The sequence below is a fragment of the Mycobacterium sp. genome, from assembly GCF_049608025.1.
Lineage (GTDB): Bacteria > Actinomycetota > Actinomycetes > Mycobacteriales > Mycobacteriaceae > Mycobacterium.
In genome coordinates this window covers 1-21747 of sequence record NZ_JBMYXC010000003.1, presented here as the reverse complement: position 1 = coordinate 21747, position 21747 = coordinate 1, and the positions used below count along the sequence as shown (strand labels likewise).

Below are 21747 nucleotides of genomic sequence, written 5' to 3'. Positions count from 1 at the left end.
TGCTGATCGCCGCAATGCCGACGGGTCAGGTTATTGACCCGTCGCCTTCGCGATGATCTCCTTCGACACGTTCGCCGGAACCTCTGCGTACGAGTCGAACACCATGGAGTAGTTCGCCCGGCCCTGAGTCTTCGACCGAAGGTCTCCGACGTAGCCGAACATCTCCGATAGCGGTACATGCGCCTTCACGACGCGAGCACCGCTGCGCTCCTCCATGGCCTGGATGTGACCACGGCGGGAGTTCAAGTCACCGATCACTTCACCCATGTAGTCCTCGGGTGTGATGACCTCGACGGCCATGATCGGTTCCAGGATGATGGGTTGGGCCTGGTTCGCGGCCTTCTTCAGCGCCTGGGAGCCGGCCACCTTGAACGCCATCTCCGACGAGTCGACCTCGTGGAACGCCCCGTCGAGAAGGGTGACCTTCACGTTCACCAGCGGGTAGCCGGCCAGCACGCCGTACTGCATGGCGTCCTGGGCGCCGGCGTCCACCGACGGGATGTACTCGCGCGGGACGCGGCCGCCGGTGACCTTGTTCTCGAACTCGTAGGTGGCACCGTCCTCGCCGCTGAACGGTTCCAGGGAGATGATGACCTTCGCGAACTGGCCCGAGCCACCCGTCTGCTTCTTGTGGGTGAATTCGACCTTGTCGACCTTGCGCTTGATGGTCTCCTTGTAGGCGACCTGAGGCTTGCCGACGTTGGCCTCGACCTTGAACTCCCGGCGCATCCGGTCCACCAGGATGTCCAGGTGCAACTCGCCCATACCGCCGATCACCGTCTGGCCGGTCTCGGCATCCAGGTGCACCTTGAAGGTCGGATCCTCCTCGGCCAGCTTCTGGATCGACAGGCTGAGCTTCTCCTGGTCGCTCTTGGTCTTGGGTTCGATCGCCACCTCGATGACCGGATCGGGGAAGGTCATCGACTCGAGTACGACCTGGTTGCTCGCGTCGGACAGCGTGTCGCCGGTGGTGGTGTCCTTCAGGCCGATCACCGCATAGATATGGCCGGCTGCAGCCGCGTCGACGGGATTTTCCTTGTTCGAGTGCATCTGGAACAGCTTGCCCAGACGCTCCTTCTTGCCCTTGGTCGCGTTGACGACCTGCGAACCGGAGTCGACCTTGCCCGAGTACACGCGGACGTAGGTGAGCTTGCCGAAGAACGGGTGGGTGGCAACCTTGAAGGCCAGTGCCGAAAACGGCTCGTCGGTCGACGGCGCGCGGGAAACCTCGACATCCTCCTTGCCGGGCGCGTGACCGACAGCGGCGGGCACATCCAGCGGGGTGGGCAGGTAGTCGATCACCGCGTCGAGCATGGGCTGAACACCCTTGTTCTTGAACGCGCTGCCACACAGAACCAGGTAAGCCTCGGAGTTGATGGTGAGCTTGCGCAGCGCACCCTTGATCTCCTCGATGGACAGTTGCTCTCCACCGAAGTACTTCTCCAGCAGCGAGTCATCGGTCTCGGCCACCGCTTCGAGCAGCTTGGTCCGGTACTCGTCGGCCTTGTCCTGCAGCTCAGCTGGGATGTCGATGGTCTCGTAGGTCTCGCCGAGTTTGGTCTCGCCGCGCCAGACCTTGGCATCCATCTCGACCAGGTCGATGATGCCCTCGAAGTCACCCTCGGAGCCGATCGGCAGCTGGATCGGGATGACGTTGGCGCCCAAGCGATCTTCCATCGTCTGCACCGAGAAGTAGAAGTCGGCGCCGATCTTGTCCATCTTGTTGACGAAGCAGATGCGCGGAACGTCGTACTTGTCGGCCTGGCGCCAGACCTGCTCGGACTGTGGCTCGACGCCTTCCTTGCCATCGAAGACGGCGACTGCGCCATCAAGCACCCGCAGGGAGCGCTCGACTTCCACGGTGAAGTCGACGTGGCCCGGGGTGTCGATGATGTTGATCTGGTGGCCGTCCCAGAAGCAGGTCGTCGCGGCCGAGGTGATGGTGATACCCCGTTCCTGCTCCTGCTCCATCCAGTCCATCGTCGCGGCACCGTCGTGCACTTCACCGATCTTGTAGCTGATGCCGGTGTAGTAGAGGATGCGCTCGGTCGTCGTCGTCTTGCCGGCATCGATGTGCGCCATGATGCCGATGTTGCGGACCTTCGTGAGGTCGGTCAGCACGTCCTGTGCCACAGCTAGGTTCCCACTCTTTCGCTTGCTAGTCAGATGTGTTTATGCGCTCGCCGGACCACTTCTTGCAGGGGAACCGGCGAGATCAATCACCAGCGGTAGTGCGCGAAGGCTCTATTCGCCTCGGCCATCTTGTGGGTGTCCTCACGCCGCTTGACGGCAGCACCGAGGCCGTTGCTGGCGTCCATGATCTCGTTGGCCAGCCGCTCGACCATGGTCTTCTCTCGGCGGGCCTTGGAGAAGCCGACCAGCCAGCGCAGGGCCAGCGTGGTCGAGCGCTCCGGGCGCACCTCGACGGGCACCTGGTAGGTGGCACCGCCAACCCGGCGGCTGCGGACCTCGAGGGCGGGCTTGACGTTGTCGAGAGCACGCTTGAGGGTGACCACCGGATCGCTGCCGGTCTTGTCACGGGCCTGTTCGAGCGCACCGTAGACGATGCGTTCGGCCAGCGATTTCTTTCCATCCAGCAACACTTTGTTGACCAGCTGGGTGACCAGCTGGGACCCGTAGACCGGATCGTTGACCAACGGACGCTTAGGCGCGGGACCCTTGCGCGGCATCAGCTCTTCTCCTTCTTGGCGCCGTACTTGCTGCGCGCCTGCTTACGGGACTTGACACCCTGGGTGTCCAGTGAGCCGCGAATGATCTTGTAGCGCACGCCGGGGAGGTCCTTCACACGACCGCCACGCACCAGCACCATCGAGTGCTCCTGCAGGTTGTGGCCCTCGCCGGGGATGTAGGCGGTGACCTCGACCTGGCTGGTCAGCTTGACGCGAGCGACCTTACGAAGCGCAGAGTTCGGCTTCTTCGGGGTGGTGGTGTACACGCGGGTGCACACGCCACGGCGCTGCGGGCTGCCCTTGAGGGCCGCCGTCTTCACCTTGGCGATCTTGTCGCGGCGACCCTTGCGGACCAGCTGGTTGATGGTTGGCATGTACCGGCTTCCTGTGTAGCTCGTGCTGTGTTGCTCGTCTTGTGGCGCGTCATTCGGTCGTGCTTCTGAAGTTCTCGTGTCCTGAAGTTCTCGTATGCTGCAGTTTCGCCCCGCCCGGTTACCCCGGGGCCGGGCGTGTCGCACCAGCCGCCGAGGAAATATCGAGGCGGCGCCCGCACTTCCAAAGCATGTCGGGCATGCGAAGTTGCCCGGCGTGCAGGCATGCTCATGAATCCTAAGAGACACAAGCGCCTTATCTGCCAGGCACGATCGTCCACAATACCAGGGCAGACCGCGCCGCTCCAAACCCGCAGAGAAGCCCCCTGGTGCGACGTTCACGCAGGTCAACGCTATCCGCAGCGAGCCGTGGCGTCACTCACCGACTTCGAATGCCGCTGGCCAGCCTCATCACCATATCCGCGAACACCGCGTCGGTGTCGATACCGGCCATCACCCCGGTCATCTCCAGCAGGACGAACCCGTGCATCGCCGACCAGAACTCCAACGCCGCGAAGAACGCCGCGTCGGTGTCGAGCCCGTAAGCGGCCAGCACCGAGATCACCGGCGCCGCCGCGGCCCTGGTGGCCTCGGTGAATTCGGGGTCGTCACCGCCCAACGGCATCCTGGTGAACGCGGAGTACCGACCAGGATGATGGTGGGCATAGCTCCGATAGGCGCCGGCCATGACCATGACCGCGTCGTCGGGGGGTCGGCCCTGCCCGACTGTGTTGAGCATGCCGATGATGTCGCCGACAACCCGCATCCGGACTGTGCGGCGCAGGTCATCGAGGCTGTGCACGTGGTTGTACAGCGACGGCCCCTTGGTGCCCAGTTGATTGGCCAGCGCATTGATCGTCAGCGCATCCCAACCTTCGCGGTCGAGGAACGTCAGAGCTGCGTTGACGATGGACTCACGGCTCAGCCTCGCCGAACGCGGCGGCCGAGCTGCCATCTCGCCAGTCCCCTTCAGATCGGTCAGGCAACCCTTCGCAGGATCAGCCGGATCAGCGAAACTGTAGCCGCTCGCGGATGCCCAGATCCGTTCGCTCTCGGTTCGCCCGCGGCACCTGCCCCGTTCAGCCGCGGCACCTGCCCGGTCAGCGGCCGCACCTGCCCCGTTCATACTGCGCCGAGGGTGAAGACTTGCGGTAGGCGCGCGCCGCAGGCGCGGTCTGAACGTAGGCTGGGTTGTCGATCCACCCAGGTCCATTGTCTTGAACCAGAATTGTCTTCAACCAGATAGGTGGCGACCAAGATGCCTGCAATCCCTCTGCAACTGATCGGCTGGGTCGGCGTTGCCGCGCTCTCGGCAACCCTCGGACTGACCGCGTGCGGCTCCAGCGGTCAGGACACCTCCGACCCGACGATGACGGCCGGAACGTCGGGCGCGCAGGTCGAGATCGGCAACACCATCAACTACGGCTCATTCGGCACCACCGCCGACATCGACTGCGCGGACGGCAAGGCACTCAACATCGGCGGATCCAACAACACGCTGACGGTCAAGGGCAGGTGCGCGAGCGTCAACGTCGGCGGCGCCGACAACACGCTCACCTTCGAGCAGGTTGACAACGAACTCTCCGTCGTCGGGCTGAACAACACGGTGACCTACCGCGAAGGTGAGCCGAAGATCAACGACACCGGCAGCAACAACACCATCACCAAGGGCTGAGCCAGTCGGCACCTCAGCGTGGGTCACTGGCGCCGTGGCGGCCCGCTCCCGCGGCGAATCGTGCCGCGCCCTCCAAGGATTCCGCAGCCACCTCCGCCATGCTGGCGAACTCGACGTCCATCGCGTCGGTCTCCGACAGTCCCCACTGCGTGAGCACCGAGCGGCGGTCGGCGCGTAGACACTGCTGCGGCAACGCCGCGAGTTCAGCGGCCAGTTCTTCGGCCCGCGCCCGGGATTCGCCGGTGGGCACGACCCGGGTGGCCAGTCCCATCGCCAAAGCCTCGTCGGCGTCGACGCTCCGGCCGGTCAGGATGAGATCCAGGGCGCGGCTGTGGCCGATCAGCCGTGGCAGCCGCACCGTGCCCCCGTCGATCAGCGGGACACCCCAGCGGCGACAGAACACTCCCATGATCGCGTCCTGCTCGACCACGCGCAGATCACACCACAGCGCCAGTTCCAAACCGCCGGCGACGGCGTGCCCGCTGACCGCGGCGATGACGGGTTTGGACAACGTCATTCGGCTGGGCCCCATCGGGCCCGGCCCATCCCGGTGCAACGGGTTGGCCTGCGGTGTGCCCAGGGCCTTGAGATCAGCTCCAGCGCAAAAGGTTCCGTTATCCCCCCACAGCACGGCCACCGATGCCGAATCGTCACGGTCGAACTCCTCGAACGCGGCGAACAATTCCCTCGCGGCGGCACCGTCGACGGCGTTGCGGGCCTTGGGCCGGTTCATGATCACCGTCGTCACCGCTCCGACACGCTCCACCCGCACACCGCCGCCGTTTTCCCCGGTCGCTGCACTGCTGCCCGCCGTTGCTGATCCGCTCATGGCACCTCCGCAAGTTTCACACCATCGCGCCGCGCGACCATTTCGGCGGCGAAGTTTTCGTAGGCAGTCCGTAGCGCGGCGCCCGGCCAGTCCTCGGGTAGCAGTTCGTCGGGCAATACCGGGTCGCTCAGCAGGTGACGCACCATCGCCGCAGCGATGACGAATCTGCCCGGAACATCGCGGCTCTCGGCCAGTGCAGTCAACATTTCCCGCCCCGCACTCGCCCACCCCGATAGATCCCATAGCCGGGCGGCCAGCTCAACGGGCGCCTCGTCGTAGGCTCGAAGCAGTCGGACCCGCTCGGAGACCGCATCACCAAGCTCGACGGAGACGTTGTCCGGCCGCATCCACACGCCTTCACGCAACTCGGCGAAGCGCTTTTCCTGCAGGGCATTTCGAAGCGCCGCACGGGTTCGCGGATCAGTGCCGACGCTGGTGATCACCAACGTGGTCCATATGCCGTCCCATGACCGCCGACGCGGGTTGATCGCGTCATCCTGGCGGCGCTGACGGGCCAGCAGACGATCCGAGAGCCGGTAGCCATCCTGGGAGCGCACCAGATCACCCGAGGCGACCATGCGCGTCAGCGCCACCCGCACGGTCGACTCCCGAATGCCGAAATCACTGGTGAGCGAAAGCAGCTCACCGACCGTCGCCCATGCCGGGTGCGCACCGAGCAGCACGCTCAACACGACCGAACGCCCCGTCATCCGCGAATCCGCCATCCGCCAATCCGACCGGGCCACGCCTACACGCCCGAGACTGTTCGACCGTGGTCACCGAACGGTTCGTCGCGGCGGCGCACGGCATCGCGAAAGCCGTGCTCGCGGGATTCGGCAACGAAGGCGTGCCCCTCCGGAGTGTGGCGCGCGACGCCATCGAACACCGTCGAGATCATCGCGCTGTTCGCCACGCCCTGCTGGTACAAAGCGCTGTTCATCGCCAGCTTGACCATCATCAGCTGGTTGATCGGGACCGCGGCGATCCGCTCGAGGAGGCGCTCGACCCGGTCATCCAAGTCCTGCGGCTCCGGTGCCTCCACCGCCAGCCCCCATTCGGCGGCCTGCGCGCCGGTGATGCAGTCACCGGTCAGCAGCAGCCGTTTCGCTCGTTGATCTCCGAGGCGATGCGCCCATAGTCCTGCCGCGGGAACTCCCCACACCCTGGTGGGCGGGTAGCCGATCTTGGCGTCGGAGGCGGCGATCACCTGATCGGCATGCAACGCGATGTCGGTGCCGCCGGCGACGCAGTATCCGTGAATTTTGACCACGGTCGGTTTGTCGGCGTGCATCAGGCTGGCGAATCCGCGGACGAACCGGCTCATCATCTGGTAGTCGATCATCGGATCCCAGGGCCGATCAGGCAGGTGGTTGATCGCCTGGGTCCGGCCCGACAGCACGGTGTCCCGGTACGGGTTTCCAGTCGAGCCGGCCGATGAGGAACCCTCCGCGTAGGCGGACAGGTCGAAGCCCGCACAGAATCCGGCGCCGCGGCCGGAGACCAGGATGACGTGCACATTCGGGTCGAGGTCAGCGCGCTCCACCAGAGCCGATAGCTCGAGCGGCGTAGCGGCGATGATCGCGTTGCCCTTCTCGGGACGGTTGAAGGTGATTCGCGCGATCCGGCCGGTGACCTCGTAGGTCATCGTCTGCAGATTGTCGAAGTCGACGGGGCTGCCCGAGTGGGTCATATGCAATCCCTCCGGCTGCGTGAACTGGGCCCATGCGTGAGCCGGGTAACGCACAGTAGGCCGATACGCCCATGTTTCTGCACGGTGTGCGCCTGCTGGGCCCTGGTAGTCGTCATGCCTTGATCGTGGCCCGCTCGATGATCGGCGCCAAATCCAGCCCCGTCGGCAAGGTGCCGAAGGCACCGCCCCAGGCCCCACCGAGTCTGCTGGCCAGGAACGCCTCGGTCACGGCGGGGTGCCCGTGACGCAACAACAGCGAGCCCTGCAGCGCCAGCGAGATGTCTTCGGCGATCTTGCGGGCGCGGTAGGCAACCGTGTCCAAGTCCTCCAGTTGGGGTCCGAGCCGGCCGACATGGGCGTCCAGCCGTGGATCGAGGCCGGCGGTCGCGCCGAGCTCGTCGAACAGCACCTCAATGCACTCGGGCCGAGTGGCGATGGCCCGCAGCGTATCCAACGCACTGACGTTGCCCGAGCCTTCCCAGATGCCCATCAGCGGGGCCTCCCGGTACAGCCGCGGCATCCCCGACTCCTCGGCATAGCCATTGCCGCCCAGACACTCCATCGCTTCGGCGGCGTGCGGGGTCGCGCGCTTGCACACCCAGTACTTGGCCGCCGCCAAGCCGATCCGGCGCAGCAGGGTCTCACGATCGTCGCCGCGGACCGCCCGGTCGGTGGCGCCGGCCATCCTCATCGCCAACATGGTCGCGGCCTCGGCCTCGACGGCGAGGTCGGCAAGCACGTTGCGCATCAGGGGCTGATCGATCAGGTAGGCGCCGAACGCTTTGCGATGTTGGGCATGATGGACCGCGCGCATCAAACCGGTGCGCATGCTCGTCGCGCTGCCCAGTGTGCAGTCCAGCCGCGTGAGGTTGACCATCTCGATGATCGTCGGGACCCCGCGGCCCTCCTCGCCGACCAACCAGGCCGTGGCGTCGTCGTATTCGACCTCGCTGGAGGCGTTGGCGTGATTGCCCAGCTTGTCCTTGAGCCGCTGCAGGAACATCCGATTGCGACTGCCGTCCGGTAGCACCCGCGGCAGAAAGAAACAGCTCAGGCCGGCGGGCGCCTGCGCGAGCACCAGGAAGACGTCGCACATCGGCGCCGAGGTGAACCACTTGTGACCGGTCAGCCGATAGGTACCGTCACTGTTCGGAACGGCCTGCGTTGTGCCGGCCCGGACATCGGAGCCGCCCTGCTTCTCGGTCATCGACATCCCCGCGGTGATGCCCGCCTTGGCGGCAGGCACGCCGAGGTCAGGGTCGTAGCTTCGGCTGGTCAGCAGGGGCTCGTACTGCTTCGCGAGTTCCGGGTTGTGACGCAGTGCCGGCACCACCGCGTAGGTCATCGAGATCGGGCACATATGGCCGGGTTCAGGCGTCCACACCGAGGTCTTCGCCGCACGCACGACATGGGCCCCCGGGCGGTCATCCGCCCACGGTGCGGCATGCAGCCCGTGACCCACCGCGACGGTCATCAGCTCGTGGTAGGCCGGGTCGTACTCGACCTCGTCGACGCGGTGCCCATACCGGTCGTGCGTGCGCAGGATCGGCCGGTTGCGATCGGCCAGCTCACCCCACCTCTGCGCTCGCGGGCTGCCCCCGATCGCGCCCAATTCCATGACCTCCTCGACGCCCCACTCCCCGCCCTCGCGGATCAACGCCTCGGCCAGCATCGGCGACGCGGCTGGGTTGTAGTTGTCCAGCGGGGGGACCTGATTGGTGACGACGTGAGTGTCCGACATGGACACACTGTTACATTTTTCCAACGACCGCACAAGCACATGTAATACCGCTACACTTCCGGTGCCATTCGGGACACCGCACAGGAAATGGAACCCATGGACGCTTACACCGGCGAGTCCGCGGACGAGTTCCCCGCCGGCCGCGGGGCTTCGGCCAAGAACGTCGGACGGCTGCTGCTGCGCTGCGCAGACCGACCCGGACTCGTGGCTGCGGTGAGCCGGTTCCTGGCGGGCGAAGGCGCCAACATCGTATCCCTGGACCAACACTCCACTCAGCAGTCCGGCGGAGTATTCATGCAGCGCACAATCTTTCACATGCCAGGCCTGACAGCGGCACGCGACGGCCTCGAACGCGCCTTCGCCGAACGGGTGGCCTCGGAGTTCGACATGGACTTTCGCCTCACCGAAGCGGCCAAACCCAAACGGGTCGCGATCCTGGCATCCAAGGAGGACCACTGCGTCCTCGACCTGCTGTGGCGCAATCGCCGCGGCGAGTTGGACATGTCGGTGGTGATGGTGATCGCCAACCATCCCGACCTCGCCGACGACGTCCGGCCGTTCGGGGTGCCGTTCATCCATATCCCGGCGAACAAGGATATCCGCGACGCCGCCGAGCAGCGCCAACTCGACCTCCTGCGCGGGAACGTCGACCTGGTCGTGCTCGCTCGCTACATGCAGATCCTCACGCCGCGGTTCATCGGGGAAGTCGGGTGCTCGATGATCAACATCCACCACTCATTTCTTCCGGCCTTTATCGGAGCCGCGCCCTACCGCCGCGCCAAGGAACGTGGCGTCAAGCTGGTCGGGGCAACCGCGCATTATGTGACGGACGCCCTCGATGATGGCCCGATCATCGAACAGGACGTGGTGCGCGTCGACCACCGGCACAACGTCACCGATCTGACCCGTCTGGGGGCTGACGTCGAGAGGGCAGTCCTGTCGCGCGCGGTGTTGTGGCACTGCGAGGACCGGATCGTCCGTTACGGCAACCAGACCATCGTGTTCTGAGAGCCTGCCGCCTTCAGGAGGCAGCAGCAGGCTCCATATCCTGGGCCTCGGACCGTCGTAGTCGCCAGCGCTGGAACCGGGAGAGGAAGACGATCACCACCGCCGCCAATGCCCACCCGAGCAGCAGGTCGACCACGTAATGCTCCGCGGTGTACACCAACGTGAACGCCATGACCAGCGGATAGGCCACCAGGACCGGACGCCAGGCCCGGTTGACGCGGTGCCACAGGAATGCCGCCAGCGCAGCCGACATCCCTGCGTGCAGCGACGGGATCGCCGCAACCAGGTTGACGCTGGCCTGCCCCTGATCGAGCAACGCAGTCGCTGAGTGCAGGTTCAGATTGCCCCAGCCGCGACCGACGATGCGTTCGATCCAGCCATTGGCCCCTTCCTGGCTGGTCTGCATGGCACCCAATACGCTGCCGTCGGTGACGCCGCGCGCCGACCTGAACATGCACCGCGGGCCGGATGGCCCCCCCGCCACGTCGGACGCCGTGCAGCGCGCCGCGGCCCACGGTGGGGCGGCTGGCAGCAGCACATAAACGATCAGCGCCGCGAGGTTCAGGCCGACGAACAACCGGACAAACGCCTTCCACTCCTCGCGGTCCCGTAACCACAGAATGCCGGCGATCACGTAGGGCAGGATGAAGAACGACATGTAGACACTGCTGATAATCACCTCCCACCAGGGCGGATGCCGCATCTTCAATTGTTCCTGTAACCACACCGTCGGCATGTGGCCGAAGAAAATCAGCCGGTCCATGTCAGCCTGCCAGTGCCACAACGTGGGCCGCCCGACGAGCGTCGCCGCTCCCCTGCTCAGGTCATAGGCGATCAGAATGAGCGCGAACGGCAACCAGTCCCGGACCACATAGAGCACGCGACGACCCTGGCCGATGCTGGCGGCAGCCAACCCCGTGCAGATGTAGAGCAGCAGCAGTTCGCGGTTGAACGCGAAGCCGTCGGTGATGGTTCGCCAGATCACCACGCTCGCCCAGATCGCGACGGCCGCCCACCGCGCGATCCTCAGCCACGCAGCGCGCCGATCCGGCAGCGGGGCGTCCTCGACGTGCGTCAGCGCAATTGACGACTGGTCAAGTGCGGACACAACGGGCCTTTCGAGGCTGGCTTCGAGGCGGACGGCAGAGGAATTCCCAGGCGCTAGCCTAATTAACCTCGAAGCAACCCGCGGTTCAAGGCCCGTTCGGATGCCCGTTCATGCACAAACTGTAACCAAACGGCGTGTTAGTGAATGTGCTCCCGCAGAAAGGCGATGTCGGCTTTGCGTCCCTGGTCCGCGGTCTCACAGATGACCGGCGCGTCGGCGGCCTTGACCACGGCCGCCAGCAGCTGCGGATCGATCTGCCCGGTCCCGAAGTTGGCGTGCCGGTCGGCACCCGAGCCTGCGGCGTCGCGTGAGTCGTTGCAGTGCACGAGGTCGATGTGGCCGGTGATCGCCTTGATCCGCTCGACGGCGTCGACCAGCGCCTCACCGGCTGCCCAGGCGTGGCAAGTGTCCAGGCAGAACCCGATGCCCATGTCTCCGATGTGGTCCCACAACCGGGCGATGGTGTCGAAGTGGCGGGCCATTGCGTGGTCGCCGCCGGCGGTGTTCTCGAGGTAGACGGGCATGTCGGTCTTGAGGCTGGCCAGCGCCTTGACCCAGCGCTCGAAGCCGGCGTCCAGGTCGTTGTCGTCAGCGTGGCCACCGTGCACGATCACCGCGTTGGCATTGATCGCCGACGCCGCGTCGCAGGTGTCCTGCAGGATCTTGCGGGACGGAATCCGGACTCGGTTGTTGGCCGACGCGACGTTGATCAGATACGGGGCGTGCACGTAGATCGGCACCGCGGAAGACCTCAGTGCCTCGGCGTCCTCGCGCGGCGGCGGCTTCTTCCAACTCTGGGGGTTGCCGAGGAAGAACTGCACAACGTCGGCACCGTCAGCCCGTGCCGCCGCCAGGGGATCATCACCACGAACATGGGAACCAATGAGCACGGCGTCGAGTCTAGGCGCCCGGCCCCCGCCGAACGTGAGGCCATCTTCACACCCGAACCCCAGCGTGAAGGTGCCTTCACGCTCGGCGGCTCACCCGCGCACACTCGGCGGCTCGCCCGCGCACACTCGGCGGCTCACCCGCGCACACTCGGCGGCTCACCCGCGCACGAAGATGCCCCCGCGCTCGGCGGGGGCATTTCCGTGGACTGCAGTTACCGGTAGTCGCTGTAGCCGTAGTCGTCCAACGGCACGGCGACGCCGGTCGCCTGGCCGAAGTCCGGGCTGTAGTACTGATCCTCGTAGGACGGGATCGTGTAAGCAGCTGCCCGTGCCTCTTCCGTCGGCTGCACCTGGATGTTGCGGTAGCGGCCGATGCCGGTACCGGCCGGGATCAGCTTGCCGATGATCACGTTCTCCTTCAGACCGTTCAGCCTGTCGCTGCGGCAGTTGATCGCCGCGTCGGTCAGCACGCGAGTGGTCTCCTGGAACGACGCCGCCGACAGCCACGAATCGGTGGCGAGGCTCGCCTTGGTGATACCCATCAGGACCGGGCGTCCCGCCGCGGGCTCTGCGCCCTCGGTGACGACCCGACGGTTCTCGGCCTCGAACTCGCCGCGCTCGGTCAGCGAGCCGGGCAGGAACTCCGTCGCGCCCGAATCGATGATCGTGACGCGCCGCAGCATCTGCCGAACGATCACCTCGATGTGCTTGTCGTGGATCGACACACCCTGGGCGCGGTAGACCTCCTGGACCTCCTTGACGAGGTGGATCTGCACCTCGCGGGGACCCTGAACGCGCAGCACCTCGTGCGGGTCGGCCGAGCCTTCCATCAACTGCTGGCCCACCTCGACATGGTCGCCATCGGTCAGCAGACGCTCGGAACCGTCGTCGTGCTTGAACGCCTTCAACCGCTGGCGACGAGTGAGCTTGTCGTACACGACCTCTTCGCCCCCGTCGTCGGGAACGATGGTGATCTTGTAGAACTTTTCACTCTCCTCCAGGCGGATCCGTCCGGAGACATCGGCGATCGGCGCGCGGTTGCGCGGAACGCGAGCCTCGAACAGTTCCTGCACGCGAGGCAGACCACCGACGATGTCCTGCCCGCCGGTGACGCCACCCTGGTGGAAGGTGCGCATGGTCAGCTGCGTACCGGGCTCACCGATAGACTGCGCCGCGACGATGCCCACCGCCTCGCCGATGTCGACCAGTTTGCCGGTCGCCATCGAGCGGCCGTAGCACTTCGCACACACGCCGGTGCCGGTCGCGCACGTCAGCACGGAACGGACCTTCACCTCGGTGATGCCTGCTGCCAACAGCGCGTCGATCGCCGGGTCGCCCAGGTCGTGGCCGCGTTCGACGACGACGTTGCCCTTGCTATCCACCGCGTCGGTGGCCAGCGTCCGCGCATAGGCAGAGGTCTCGATGTGCTGATCGCGAACCAGCGGTCCCTCGGCTTGCACTTCAGCCAAGGTGACGTTGATGCCGCGCTCGGTCTCGCAGTCGGTCTCGCGAACGATCACGTCCTGGCTCACGTCGACCAGACGTCGGGTCAGGTAGCCGGAGTCAGCGGTACGCAGCGCAGTGTCCGCCAGGCCCTTGCGGGCGCCGTGGGTGTTGATGAAGTACTCCAGCACGGTCAGGCCCTCACGGAACGAAGACCTGATGGGGCGCGGGATGAACTCACCCTTCGGATTGGTCACCAGGCCCTTCATGCCTGCCAAGGTCCGAGTCTGGGTCAGGTTGCCCGTCGCGCCGGACTTCACGATCGTGATGATCGGGTTGTCCTCGGGGTAGTACTCCTCCAGAGCCTTACCGACATCTTCGGTGGCGTCCTGCCAGATCTTGACCAGTGCCTCGTTCCGCTCCGTCTTGTTCAGAGCGCCACGCTGGTACTTCTTCTCGATGCCGTCGGCTTCCGCCTCGTAGCGGTCGAGGATCTCCTGCTTCTGCGGCGGGACCAGCACGTCTGCCATCGACACGGTCACGCCGGACCGCGTGGCCCAGTGGAACCCAGCGTCCTTGAGCTTGTCGACGGTCTGCGCGACCACGATCATCGGGTAGCGCTCGGCCAGATCATTGATGATGCGGGCCTGCACCTTTTTGTGTTGCTGCTCGTTGACGAACGGATAGCCCTTCGGCAGCAACTCGTTGAACAGCACCCGGCCCAAAGTGGTGTGCGCGATCCACGCATCGCCCGGCTTCCAGCCCTCCGGGAACAGCTCGGCCTCGACCTCAGCGGATGGACGCTGATCAGTCAGCCGCACCCGGATCTTGGCCCGCACCGACAGCGCACCGCGATCCAACGCCATGATGGCTTCTGCGGAAGAGCTGTACACGCCCGACTCCGGCTGATCCTTGGCTGCAGGCACGTATTCGCCGGTATCGCCATCGATCTCGGTGGTCAGGAAGTACAGACCGGTCACCATGTCGAGACGCGGCATAGCCAACGGACGGCCCGACGCGGGCGACAGGATGTTATTGCTGGACAGCATCAGGATGCGGGCCTCGGCCTGCGCCTCGGCCGACAGCGGCAGGTGGACTGCCATCTGGTCGCCGTCGAAGTCGGCGTTGAACGCCTCACAGACCAGCGGGTGCAGCTGAATGGCCTTACCCTCGACCAACTGCGGCTCGAAGGCCTGAATACCGAGGCGGTGCAGCGTCGGTGCACGGTTCAGCAGCACCGGATGCTCGGAGATGACCTCTTCGAGGACGTCCCACACCTGCGCGCGCTGGCGCTCCACCATGCGCTTGGCGCTCTTGATGTTTTGCGCGTGGTTGAGATCGACCAGCCGCTTCATCACGAACGGCTTGAACAGCTCCAGTGCCATCAGCTTGGGCAGACCGCACTGATGAAGCTTGAGCTGCGGGCCAACGACGATAACCGAGCGGCCCGAGTAGTCGACACGCTTGCCGAGCAGGTTCTGCCGGAATCGACCCTGCTTACCCTTGAGCAGATCCGACAGCGACTTCAGCGGACGGTTGCCCGGACCGGTCACCGGCCGGCCGCGACGGCCGTTGTCGAACAGCGCGTCCACCGACTCCTGAAGCATGCGCTTCTCGTTGTTGACGATGATTTCGGGCGCGCCCAGATCGATCAGCCTCTTCAACCGGTTGTTGCGGTTGATCACCCGGCGGTACAGGTCGTTGAGGTCGGAGGTGGCGAAACGTCCACCGTCGAGCTGAACCATCGGACGCAGCTCCGGCGGAATCACCGGCACCGCGTCCAGCACCATGCCCATCGGCGAATTGCGGTTCATCTGGAACGCTGCGACCACTTTGAGCCGCTTGAGGGCACGAAGCTTCTTCTGCCCCTTGCCATTGCGAATGGTGTCGCGCAAGAACTCGGCCTCGGCGTCGATGTCGAAGTTCTCGATGAGCTTCTTGATGGACTCCGCGCCCATGGCGCCCTCGAAATACTCGCCGTAGCGGTCCTGCAGCTCGCGGTAGAGCAGTTCGTCGACGATGAGCTGCTTGGGGGCCAGCTTGGTGAAGGTCGTCCAGATCTCCTCGAGCCGGTCCAGCTCGCGCTGGGTCCGATCACGGAGCTGGCGCATCTCGCGCTCCCCGCCGTCACGCACCTTGCGGCGCACGTCGGACTTGGCACCCTCCTCCTCGAGCTCCTTCATGTCGGCCTCGAGCTTCTGGGCCCGAGCCTCCAGATCGGCGTCCCGCTGATCCTCGACCGCTTTGCGCTCGACGGCCATTTCGGCTTCCAGCGTGGACAGCTCGTTGTGCCGCATCTCGTCGTCGACCGTGGTGATCACGTAGGCGGCGAAATAGATGATCTTCTCGAGATCCTTGGGTGCCAGATCCAGCAGGTAGCCCAAGCGCGACGGAACGCCCTTGAAGTACCAGATGTGGGTGACCGGAGCCGCGAGTTCGATGTGCCCCATCCGTTCACGACGCACCTTGGCGCGGGTCACCTCGACGCCGCAGCGCTCACAGATGATGCCCTTGAAGCGGACACGCTTGTACTTGCCGCAGTAGCACTCCCAGTCGCGAGTCGGTCCGAAGATCTTCTCGCAGAACAGGCCGTCCTTCTCAGGCTTCAGCGTGCGGTAGTTGATCGTTTCGGGCTTCTTGACCTCGCCGAAGGACCAGTTGCGGATGTCATCGGCGGTAGCCAGACCGATACGGAGTTCATCGAAGAAGTTGACGTCGAGCACGTAACTTCCTTTCCCCTTGCGGGTTTAGTTGCGGAACTAGATCAAGCGAACGAAAGAGATCACGCAAGATCTTCGACTGAAGCGGATTCGTTGCGGGACAGGTTGATTCCCAGGTTCGCGGCGGCGCGTTCCAGGTCCTCGTCATCACCGTCACGCATCTCGATCGCGGCGCCGTCAGAAGACAGCACCTCGACGTTGAGGCACAACGACTGCAGTTCCTTGAGAAGGACCTTGAACGACTCAGGAATACCGGGTTCGGGAATGTTCTCGCCCTTGACGATCGCCTCGTACACCTTGACCCGGCCGACGGTGTCATCGGACTTGATGGTCAACAACTCCTGCAGCGTGTAGGCGGCGCCATAGGCCTGCATGGCCCAGCACTCCATCTCACCGAATCGCTGACCGCCGAACTGCGCCTTACCACCCAGCGGCTGCTGGGTGATCATCGAGTACGGACCGGTCGAACGGGCGTGGATCTTGTCGTCCACCAAGTGGTGCAACTTCAGGATGTACATGTAGCCGACCGTCGCCGGGTACGGGAACGGTTCACCACTGCGGCCATCGAACAGCTGCGACTTGCCCTCGGCGTTGACCAACACATCGCCGTCGCGGTTGGGCAGCGTCGAGGCCAGCAGGCCCTCCAACTCACCCTCGCGGGCCCCGTCGAACACCGGGGTGGAGACGATGCTGTCAGCAGGCGCCGACAGCAACTGCTCGGGCAGGTTGGCGGCCCACTCAGGGACTTCAGCGGCTCCGTCAGCCCCTTGGATGTTCCAGCCCGCCTTGGCGACCCACCCCAGGTGCGTCTCGAGGATCTGGCCGATGTTCATCCGTCGCGGCACACCGTGGGTGTTCAGGATGATGTCGACCGGGGTGCCGTCCGGAAGGAACGGCATATCCTCAGCCGCCAGGATCTTGCCGATGACGCCCTTGTTGCCGTGGCGTCCGGCGAGCTTGTCGCCGTCGGAGATCTTGCGCTTCTGGGCCACGTAGACGCGGACCAGTTCGTTGACACCGGCGGGCAATTCGTCGTCATCCTCGCGAGAGAACACTCGGATGCCGATGACCTTGCCGGATTCACCGTGGGGCACCTTCAGCGAGGTGTCGCGGACCTCTCGGGCCTTCTCGCCGAAGATGGCACGGAGCAGGCGCTCCTCGGGGGTCAACTCCGTCTCACCCTTGGGCGTGACCTTGCCGACCAGGACGTCGCCGTCACGGACCTCGGCGCCGATGCGGACGATGCCGCGCTCGTCGAGATCAGCGAGCACCTCATCGGAGATGTTGGGGATGTCCCGGGTGATCTCCTCGGCGCCCAGCTTGGTGTCGCGGGCGTCGATTTCGTGCTCTTCGATGTGAATCGAGGTGAGCACATCCTCTTCGACCAGACGGTTGGAGAGGATGATCGCGTCCTCGTAGTTGTGCCCCTCCCACGGCATGATCGCCACGAGCAGGTTCTTGCCCAGCGCCATCTCACCGTTCTCGGTGCAGGGCCCGTCGGCGATCACCTGACCCGACTCCACGCGCTGCCCGGCGTCCACGATGGGACGCTGGTTGGCGCAGGTGCCGTGGTTGGAGCGGGCGAACTTGCGCATCCGGTAGGTGCTGCGGGTGCCGTCGTCGGCCATCACGGTGACGTAGTCGGCCGAGACCTCCTCGATGACGCCGGACTTCTCGGCGACGACGACATCGCCGGCATCGATCGCCGCGCGCAGTTCCATGCCGGTACCGACCAGCGGCGCCTCGCTGCGTACCAGCGGAACTGCCTGGCGCTGCATGTTGGCGCCCATCAGGGCACGGTTGGCGTCGTCGTGCTCGAGGAACGGAATCATGGCGGTCGCCACCGACACCATCTGGCGCGGCGAAACATCCATGTAGTCGACCTCGGAGCTGGACACGTTCTCGACCTCGCCGCCCTTACGGCGAACCAGGATGCGGTCCTCGACAAACCTGCCGTCCGGGTCGATCGACGAGTTGGCCTGCGCCACGACGTGGCGGTCCTCCTCGTCGGCCGTCAGGTAGTGAATGTCATCGGAAACAACACCGTCGACGACTTTCCGATACGGCGTCTCGATGAAGCCGAACGGGTTCACCCGCGCGTAGACCGACAGCGATCCGATCAGGCCGATGTTCGGACCCTCGGGAGTCTCGATCGGGCACATGCGGCCGTAGTGGCTGGAGTGCACGTCTCGGACCTCGAGGCCGGCGCGCTCACGGGACAGACCGCCGGGACCCAGCGCCGACAGCCGGCGCTTGTGGGTCAAGCCCGACAACGGATTGTTCTGGTCCATGAACTGCGACAGCTGGCTGGTACCGAAGAACTCCTTGATCGCCGCCACGACGGGACGGATGTTGATCAGGGTCTGCGGCGTGATCGCCTCGACGTCCTGGGTGGTCATCCGCTCCCGGACGACGCGCTCCATCCGGGACAGGCCGACGCGGATCTGATTCTGGATCAGCTCGCCGACCGTACGCAGACGACGGTTCCCGAAGTGGTCGATGTCGTCGGTCTCCACCGGGACCTCGCTGCCGCCGGGCGCGGTCATGACGTTATCGCCCTGCTGCAGCCGCACCAGGTACTCGATGGTGGCGACGACGTCCTCTTCGGTCAGCGTCGAACTGGTGATCGGCTGCCCGACGTTGAGCCCCAGCTTCTTGTTGACCTTGTAGCGGCCCACCCGGGCCAGGTCGTAGCGCTTCTCCTTGAAGAACAGGTTCTCCAGCAGGGTCTGCGCGGACTCCTTGGTCGGCGGCTCGCCCGGGCGCAGCTTGCGGTAAATGTCCAGCAGCGCCTCGTCGCAGCCTGCGGTGTTGTCCTTCTCCAACGTGCCCATCATGATCTCGGAGAAGCCGAAGCGCTCCACGATCTGCTCGCTGGTCCAGCCCAGCGCCTTGAGTAACACCGTGACCGGCTGACGGCGCTTGCGGTCGATACGCACGCCGACGGTGTCGCGCTTGTCGACGTCGAACTCCAGCCACGCTCCGCGGCCAGGGATGACCTTGACGCTGTGCAGCGTCTTCTCGGTGGACTTGTCGATGGATTCGTCGAAGTACACACCGGGCGAACGGACGAGCTGCGACACGACGACGCGCTCGGTGCCGTTGATGATGAAGGTGCCTTTTTCGGTCATCATCGGGAAGTCACCCATGAAGACCGTCTGGCTCTTGATCTCACCGGTGTTGTTGTTGATGAACTCGGCGGTGACGAACAGCGGAGCCGCGTACGTCATGTCCTTGTCTTTGCACTCGTCGACCGGTGCCTTGACCTCGTCGAAGCGCGGATCAGAGAACGACAGCGACATGGAGCCGGAGAAGTCCTCGATCGGCGACAGTTCGGTGAGCACCTCTTCGAGGCCGCCGACGGGATTGCCCTCACCACGGTCACTGACGTTGGCACGCCAACGCTCAGACCCGATCAACCACTCGAATGAATCCGTTTGCACGTCGAGAAGCCCCGGAACCTCGAGGGGCTCGCGAAGCTTGGCGAACGAAATTCGATTGGGAGCTCCGGGAACGGAGTTACTGGTGGAACCTACTGCGGAATTTGTTGCCTCGATCTGGCGGGAGCCTGCCAAGATGCATCCTTCCAGCACCTAATGCGACATTCAGGTGCCCGGAAACCAAGTCGGTGACCGGACCGTATTGCCGCGATATCTACGTCGGTTCGGCTGGCCGATCAGGCCCCGCGACTCTGCCGCACGGCACGCGACTAGTTCACTGAGCACGAAACAGGGCTCAGGCGTAGTCCACGTGTGGTGTGCGGCTTAGAGAGGACGTGTGGGCAGGATGCAGCCAGCGCAACGTCCAACAGTAACGCAGGACGGCATATTCCTCAAATCAGCAACGCTCGGCACGCTCGAGGCGAACGGGGCGCTGGCTGGCGTCCTCAATCCACGAAAATCCATCGTAAACGTGCTGGCCAATAGAGTGGCCCGGTTTCGCGCGTCCGTCAAGAGATAGAGCCGTGTTTAGCTTGGTCAATTCCATCACGATACCTGTCGGCTGCCCCGCCGGCAGCGCAAACGGGCCATCGGACGGCACCGCGCACCTAGCGAAGTCGAGCCCGAAGATGATGTCCACAAAGAACTCGAAAACCACGTCGATGACGGTCAGCCGCTCGGGCGGACCCGGCGTCACATACGCCTCTGCGGCGCCCCGCGGCGTCTCGATCACGAGCGTCGATCCCGGCGCGCCATAGTAGGGCGACGTCGGGCTCCCGGCGAACATGTCGTTGATCCAGGCCGCGCTGAGGATCTCGGCGGCCTTGACGTTCTCGACCTTCGACCACCCGGTGACGAGGTTGAGACCGGCCTGAATCAGCGGATTTCCACCCAGCATCGTGTCGGAGTGCAATCCCCCGACGAGTCGCACGCCGTTGAACCTGCCGGGCCATTCCGTCTCGAGAGCGGCGCCGGCGCTCCCGTTCAGGTTCCAGAAGTAGGCTTTACCGGCAAGGTTGTAGACCGGTAACTCATCGGGCAGCTTGGCCAGCGCCTCCGGCACCACTGGACCGAAGCCCACCCCGTCCAGCATTACCACGCCGGCCAGCCGGTCGATTGCGCCGTTCTCCGTCATGTATCCCGCGGCACCTGTCGCCAATCCGCCACCCGCCGAGTGACCGGAGAGCACGACCTTTTCCACGCCGCCCAGCAGAGATGGGCCCAAGCCTGCCGCGCCCGCGCTGGCGGCTAGGGCGGTGTTGTCGGCGACGAACAAGTCCGCCACTGCCCTGTGCATCGGCGAACCGCCGACCCAGCATCCGTCACACGCGAGGAAGTTCGATGTCAGGGATGTCGTGACGACGATGCTCTGGGTGGTCTCGGCCAACCGGGACGCCGTGTAGCTGTAGAACGGCCCCGCGGCCAGGAAACCGTGCTGTAGGTAGATCAGCTGCGTCGGTGTCGGACCCTCCGGGACGTACCAATCTGCGGGCACCTCGTATCCATCGCCACAGTCGATCTCCAGCTTCGAGCTGTGCACCGTGACGGCGCTGCCCCACGGCAGCAGGGGCGGGCCGCCGACCACCCTGATAGCGAACGAATACAAGTTGAAGACGATGGCCCCGACGATGCTGAGCAAGGTCTGCCTGGGAGCGGTCGCGTCGGCCGAGGGGGCGTCCGCCGCGGACAGCACCCCAACGTGTTCGATTACCGGCGTCGGCGTGGTCACCACCTCGGGCTCGGTGGCCCTGGTCACGCCTACCGGGACTGCCAACTGTCCTGGCGCCCGCTCGGGCCTGGTAGCAGGCTCGGCGTCCGCCGGGCCGCCAACGGTCAGCGGCATTGTCATGTCCAACGATGTCGGGTCCAACGATTCAATGACCGGGGTGGCGAGTGCTGACGGCTGGATCGCCGCGTGATCGGTGGGGGGATCTTGGCTGGCGGTTTGTTGGGCGCCCGTTTCTTGGGAGCCGGCATCCGGAGCGATGACAGCTGCGGTGACCTCCGAGTGCTCTTCGGCGGCGAACTCGGCAGCGGCGGCGAGGGCAGGGGCGTCGGGGGCGGGGGCGGCCTCCGCATCGGTGACGTCCGCATCGGTGACGTCCGCATCGGTGACGTCCGCATCGGTGACGTCCGCATCGG

The 21747-nt window shown here is 65.1% G+C and carries 15 protein-coding genes; 2 read left to right on the top strand and 13 right to left on the bottom strand.

The genetic code is table 11. From position 1 onward, the window contains the following. Positions 1–30 precede the first annotated feature (30 nt). From fusA to ACPGXI_RS01710, 4 genes are all read right to left on the bottom strand, one after another. Positions 31–2133 carry an elongation factor G gene (gene fusA / locus ACPGXI_RS01725; RefSeq protein WP_526649176.1) on the bottom strand — a complete coding sequence of 701 codons (2103 nt, stop codon included), beginning with the start codon at positions 2131–2133 and terminating at the stop codon, positions 31–33. Between the two features lie 86 nt (positions 2134–2219). Further along, complete coding sequence (gene rpsG / locus ACPGXI_RS01720; protein WP_526649175.1) at positions 2220–2690, bottom strand: 30S ribosomal protein S7; 471 nt, start codon at positions 2688–2690, stop codon at positions 2220–2222. Continuing rightward, the gene (gene rpsL, locus ACPGXI_RS01715; RefSeq protein ID WP_319456790.1) at positions 2690–3064 is read right to left on the bottom strand and encodes a 30S ribosomal protein S12; all 375 of its coding nucleotides are present in this window, start codon (positions 3062–3064) and stop codon (positions 2690–2692) included. Before rpsL ends, rpsG begins: the two co-directional genes overlap by 1 nt. A gap of 376 nt (positions 3065–3440) precedes the next feature. Further along, positions 3441–4016, bottom strand: coding sequence for a TetR/AcrR family transcriptional regulator (locus ACPGXI_RS01710; protein ID WP_526649174.1), 576 nt, complete (start codon positions 4014–4016; stop codon positions 3441–3443). Positions 4017–4319: 303 nt separating this feature from the next. Between ACPGXI_RS01710 and ACPGXI_RS01705 the strand changes: the two genes are divergently transcribed. Continuing rightward, positions 4320–4736 carry a DUF3060 domain-containing protein gene (locus tag ACPGXI_RS01705; protein WP_526649173.1) on the top strand — a complete coding sequence of 139 codons (417 nt, stop codon included), beginning with the start codon at positions 4320–4322 and terminating at the stop codon, positions 4734–4736. A gap of 13 nt (positions 4737–4749) precedes the next feature. On the opposite strand, the gene ACPGXI_RS01700 is transcribed toward ACPGXI_RS01705, so the two are convergent. The 4 genes from ACPGXI_RS01700 to ACPGXI_RS01685 form a co-directional block, all read right to left on the bottom strand. Continuing rightward, on the bottom strand, positions 4750–5565 hold the full coding sequence (locus ACPGXI_RS01700; RefSeq protein WP_526649172.1) for a crotonase/enoyl-CoA hydratase family protein: 816 nt from the start codon (positions 5563–5565) through the stop codon (positions 4750–4752). After that, the gene (locus tag ACPGXI_RS01695; RefSeq protein WP_526649171.1) at positions 5562–6275 is read right to left on the bottom strand and encodes a PaaX family transcriptional regulator C-terminal domain-containing protein; all 714 of its coding nucleotides are present in this window, start codon (positions 6273–6275) and stop codon (positions 5562–5564) included. The genes ACPGXI_RS01700 and ACPGXI_RS01695 overlap by 4 nt, the downstream gene beginning before the upstream one ends. Positions 6276–6313: 38 nt before the next feature. Beyond that, positions 6314–7255: an enoyl-CoA hydratase/isomerase family protein gene (locus ACPGXI_RS01690; protein ID WP_526649170.1), complete on the bottom strand. Its 942-nt coding sequence runs from the start codon at positions 7253–7255 to the stop codon at positions 6314–6316. A 112-nt stretch (positions 7256–7367) separates the two neighbouring features. Beyond that, positions 7368–8996: an acyl-CoA dehydrogenase family protein gene (locus ACPGXI_RS01685; RefSeq protein WP_526649169.1), complete on the bottom strand. Its 1629-nt coding sequence runs from the start codon at positions 8994–8996 to the stop codon at positions 7368–7370. A gap of 87 nt (positions 8997–9083) precedes the next feature. Here ACPGXI_RS01685 and purU point away from each other — a divergent pair, with 87 nt between their 5' ends. Continuing rightward, positions 9084–10004, top strand: coding sequence for a formyltetrahydrofolate deformylase (gene purU / locus ACPGXI_RS01680; RefSeq protein ID WP_526649168.1), 921 nt, complete (start codon positions 9084–9086; stop codon positions 10002–10004). A gap of 13 nt (positions 10005–10017) precedes the next feature. Here the strand turns inward: purU and ACPGXI_RS01675 are convergent, their stop codons facing one another. The 5 genes from ACPGXI_RS01675 to ACPGXI_RS01655 form a co-directional block, all read right to left on the bottom strand. Then, on the bottom strand, positions 10018–11112 hold the full coding sequence (locus tag ACPGXI_RS01675) for a phosphatase PAP2 family protein (protein ID WP_526649167.1): 1095 nt from the start codon (positions 11110–11112) through the stop codon (positions 10018–10020). Positions 11113–11249: 137 nt separating this feature from the next. Then, positions 11250–12002, bottom strand: coding sequence for a deoxyribonuclease IV (locus tag ACPGXI_RS01670; RefSeq protein WP_526649166.1), 753 nt, complete (start codon positions 12000–12002; stop codon positions 11250–11252). A gap of 212 nt (positions 12003–12214) precedes the next feature. Further along, positions 12215–16168, bottom strand: coding sequence for a DNA-directed RNA polymerase subunit beta' (locus ACPGXI_RS01665; protein WP_526649165.1), 3954 nt, complete (start codon positions 16166–16168; stop codon positions 12215–12217). 59 nt (positions 16169–16227) lie between these two features. Next, entirely contained in the window at positions 16228–19740 is a 3513-nt protein-coding gene (gene rpoB, locus ACPGXI_RS01660; RefSeq protein ID WP_526649164.1) for a DNA-directed RNA polymerase subunit beta, read from the bottom strand. Positions 19741–20002: 262 nt separating this feature from the next. Next, the coding region (locus ACPGXI_RS01655; RefSeq protein ID WP_526649163.1) for a hypothetical protein at positions 20003–21747 on the bottom strand (1745 nt) is incomplete at its 5' end.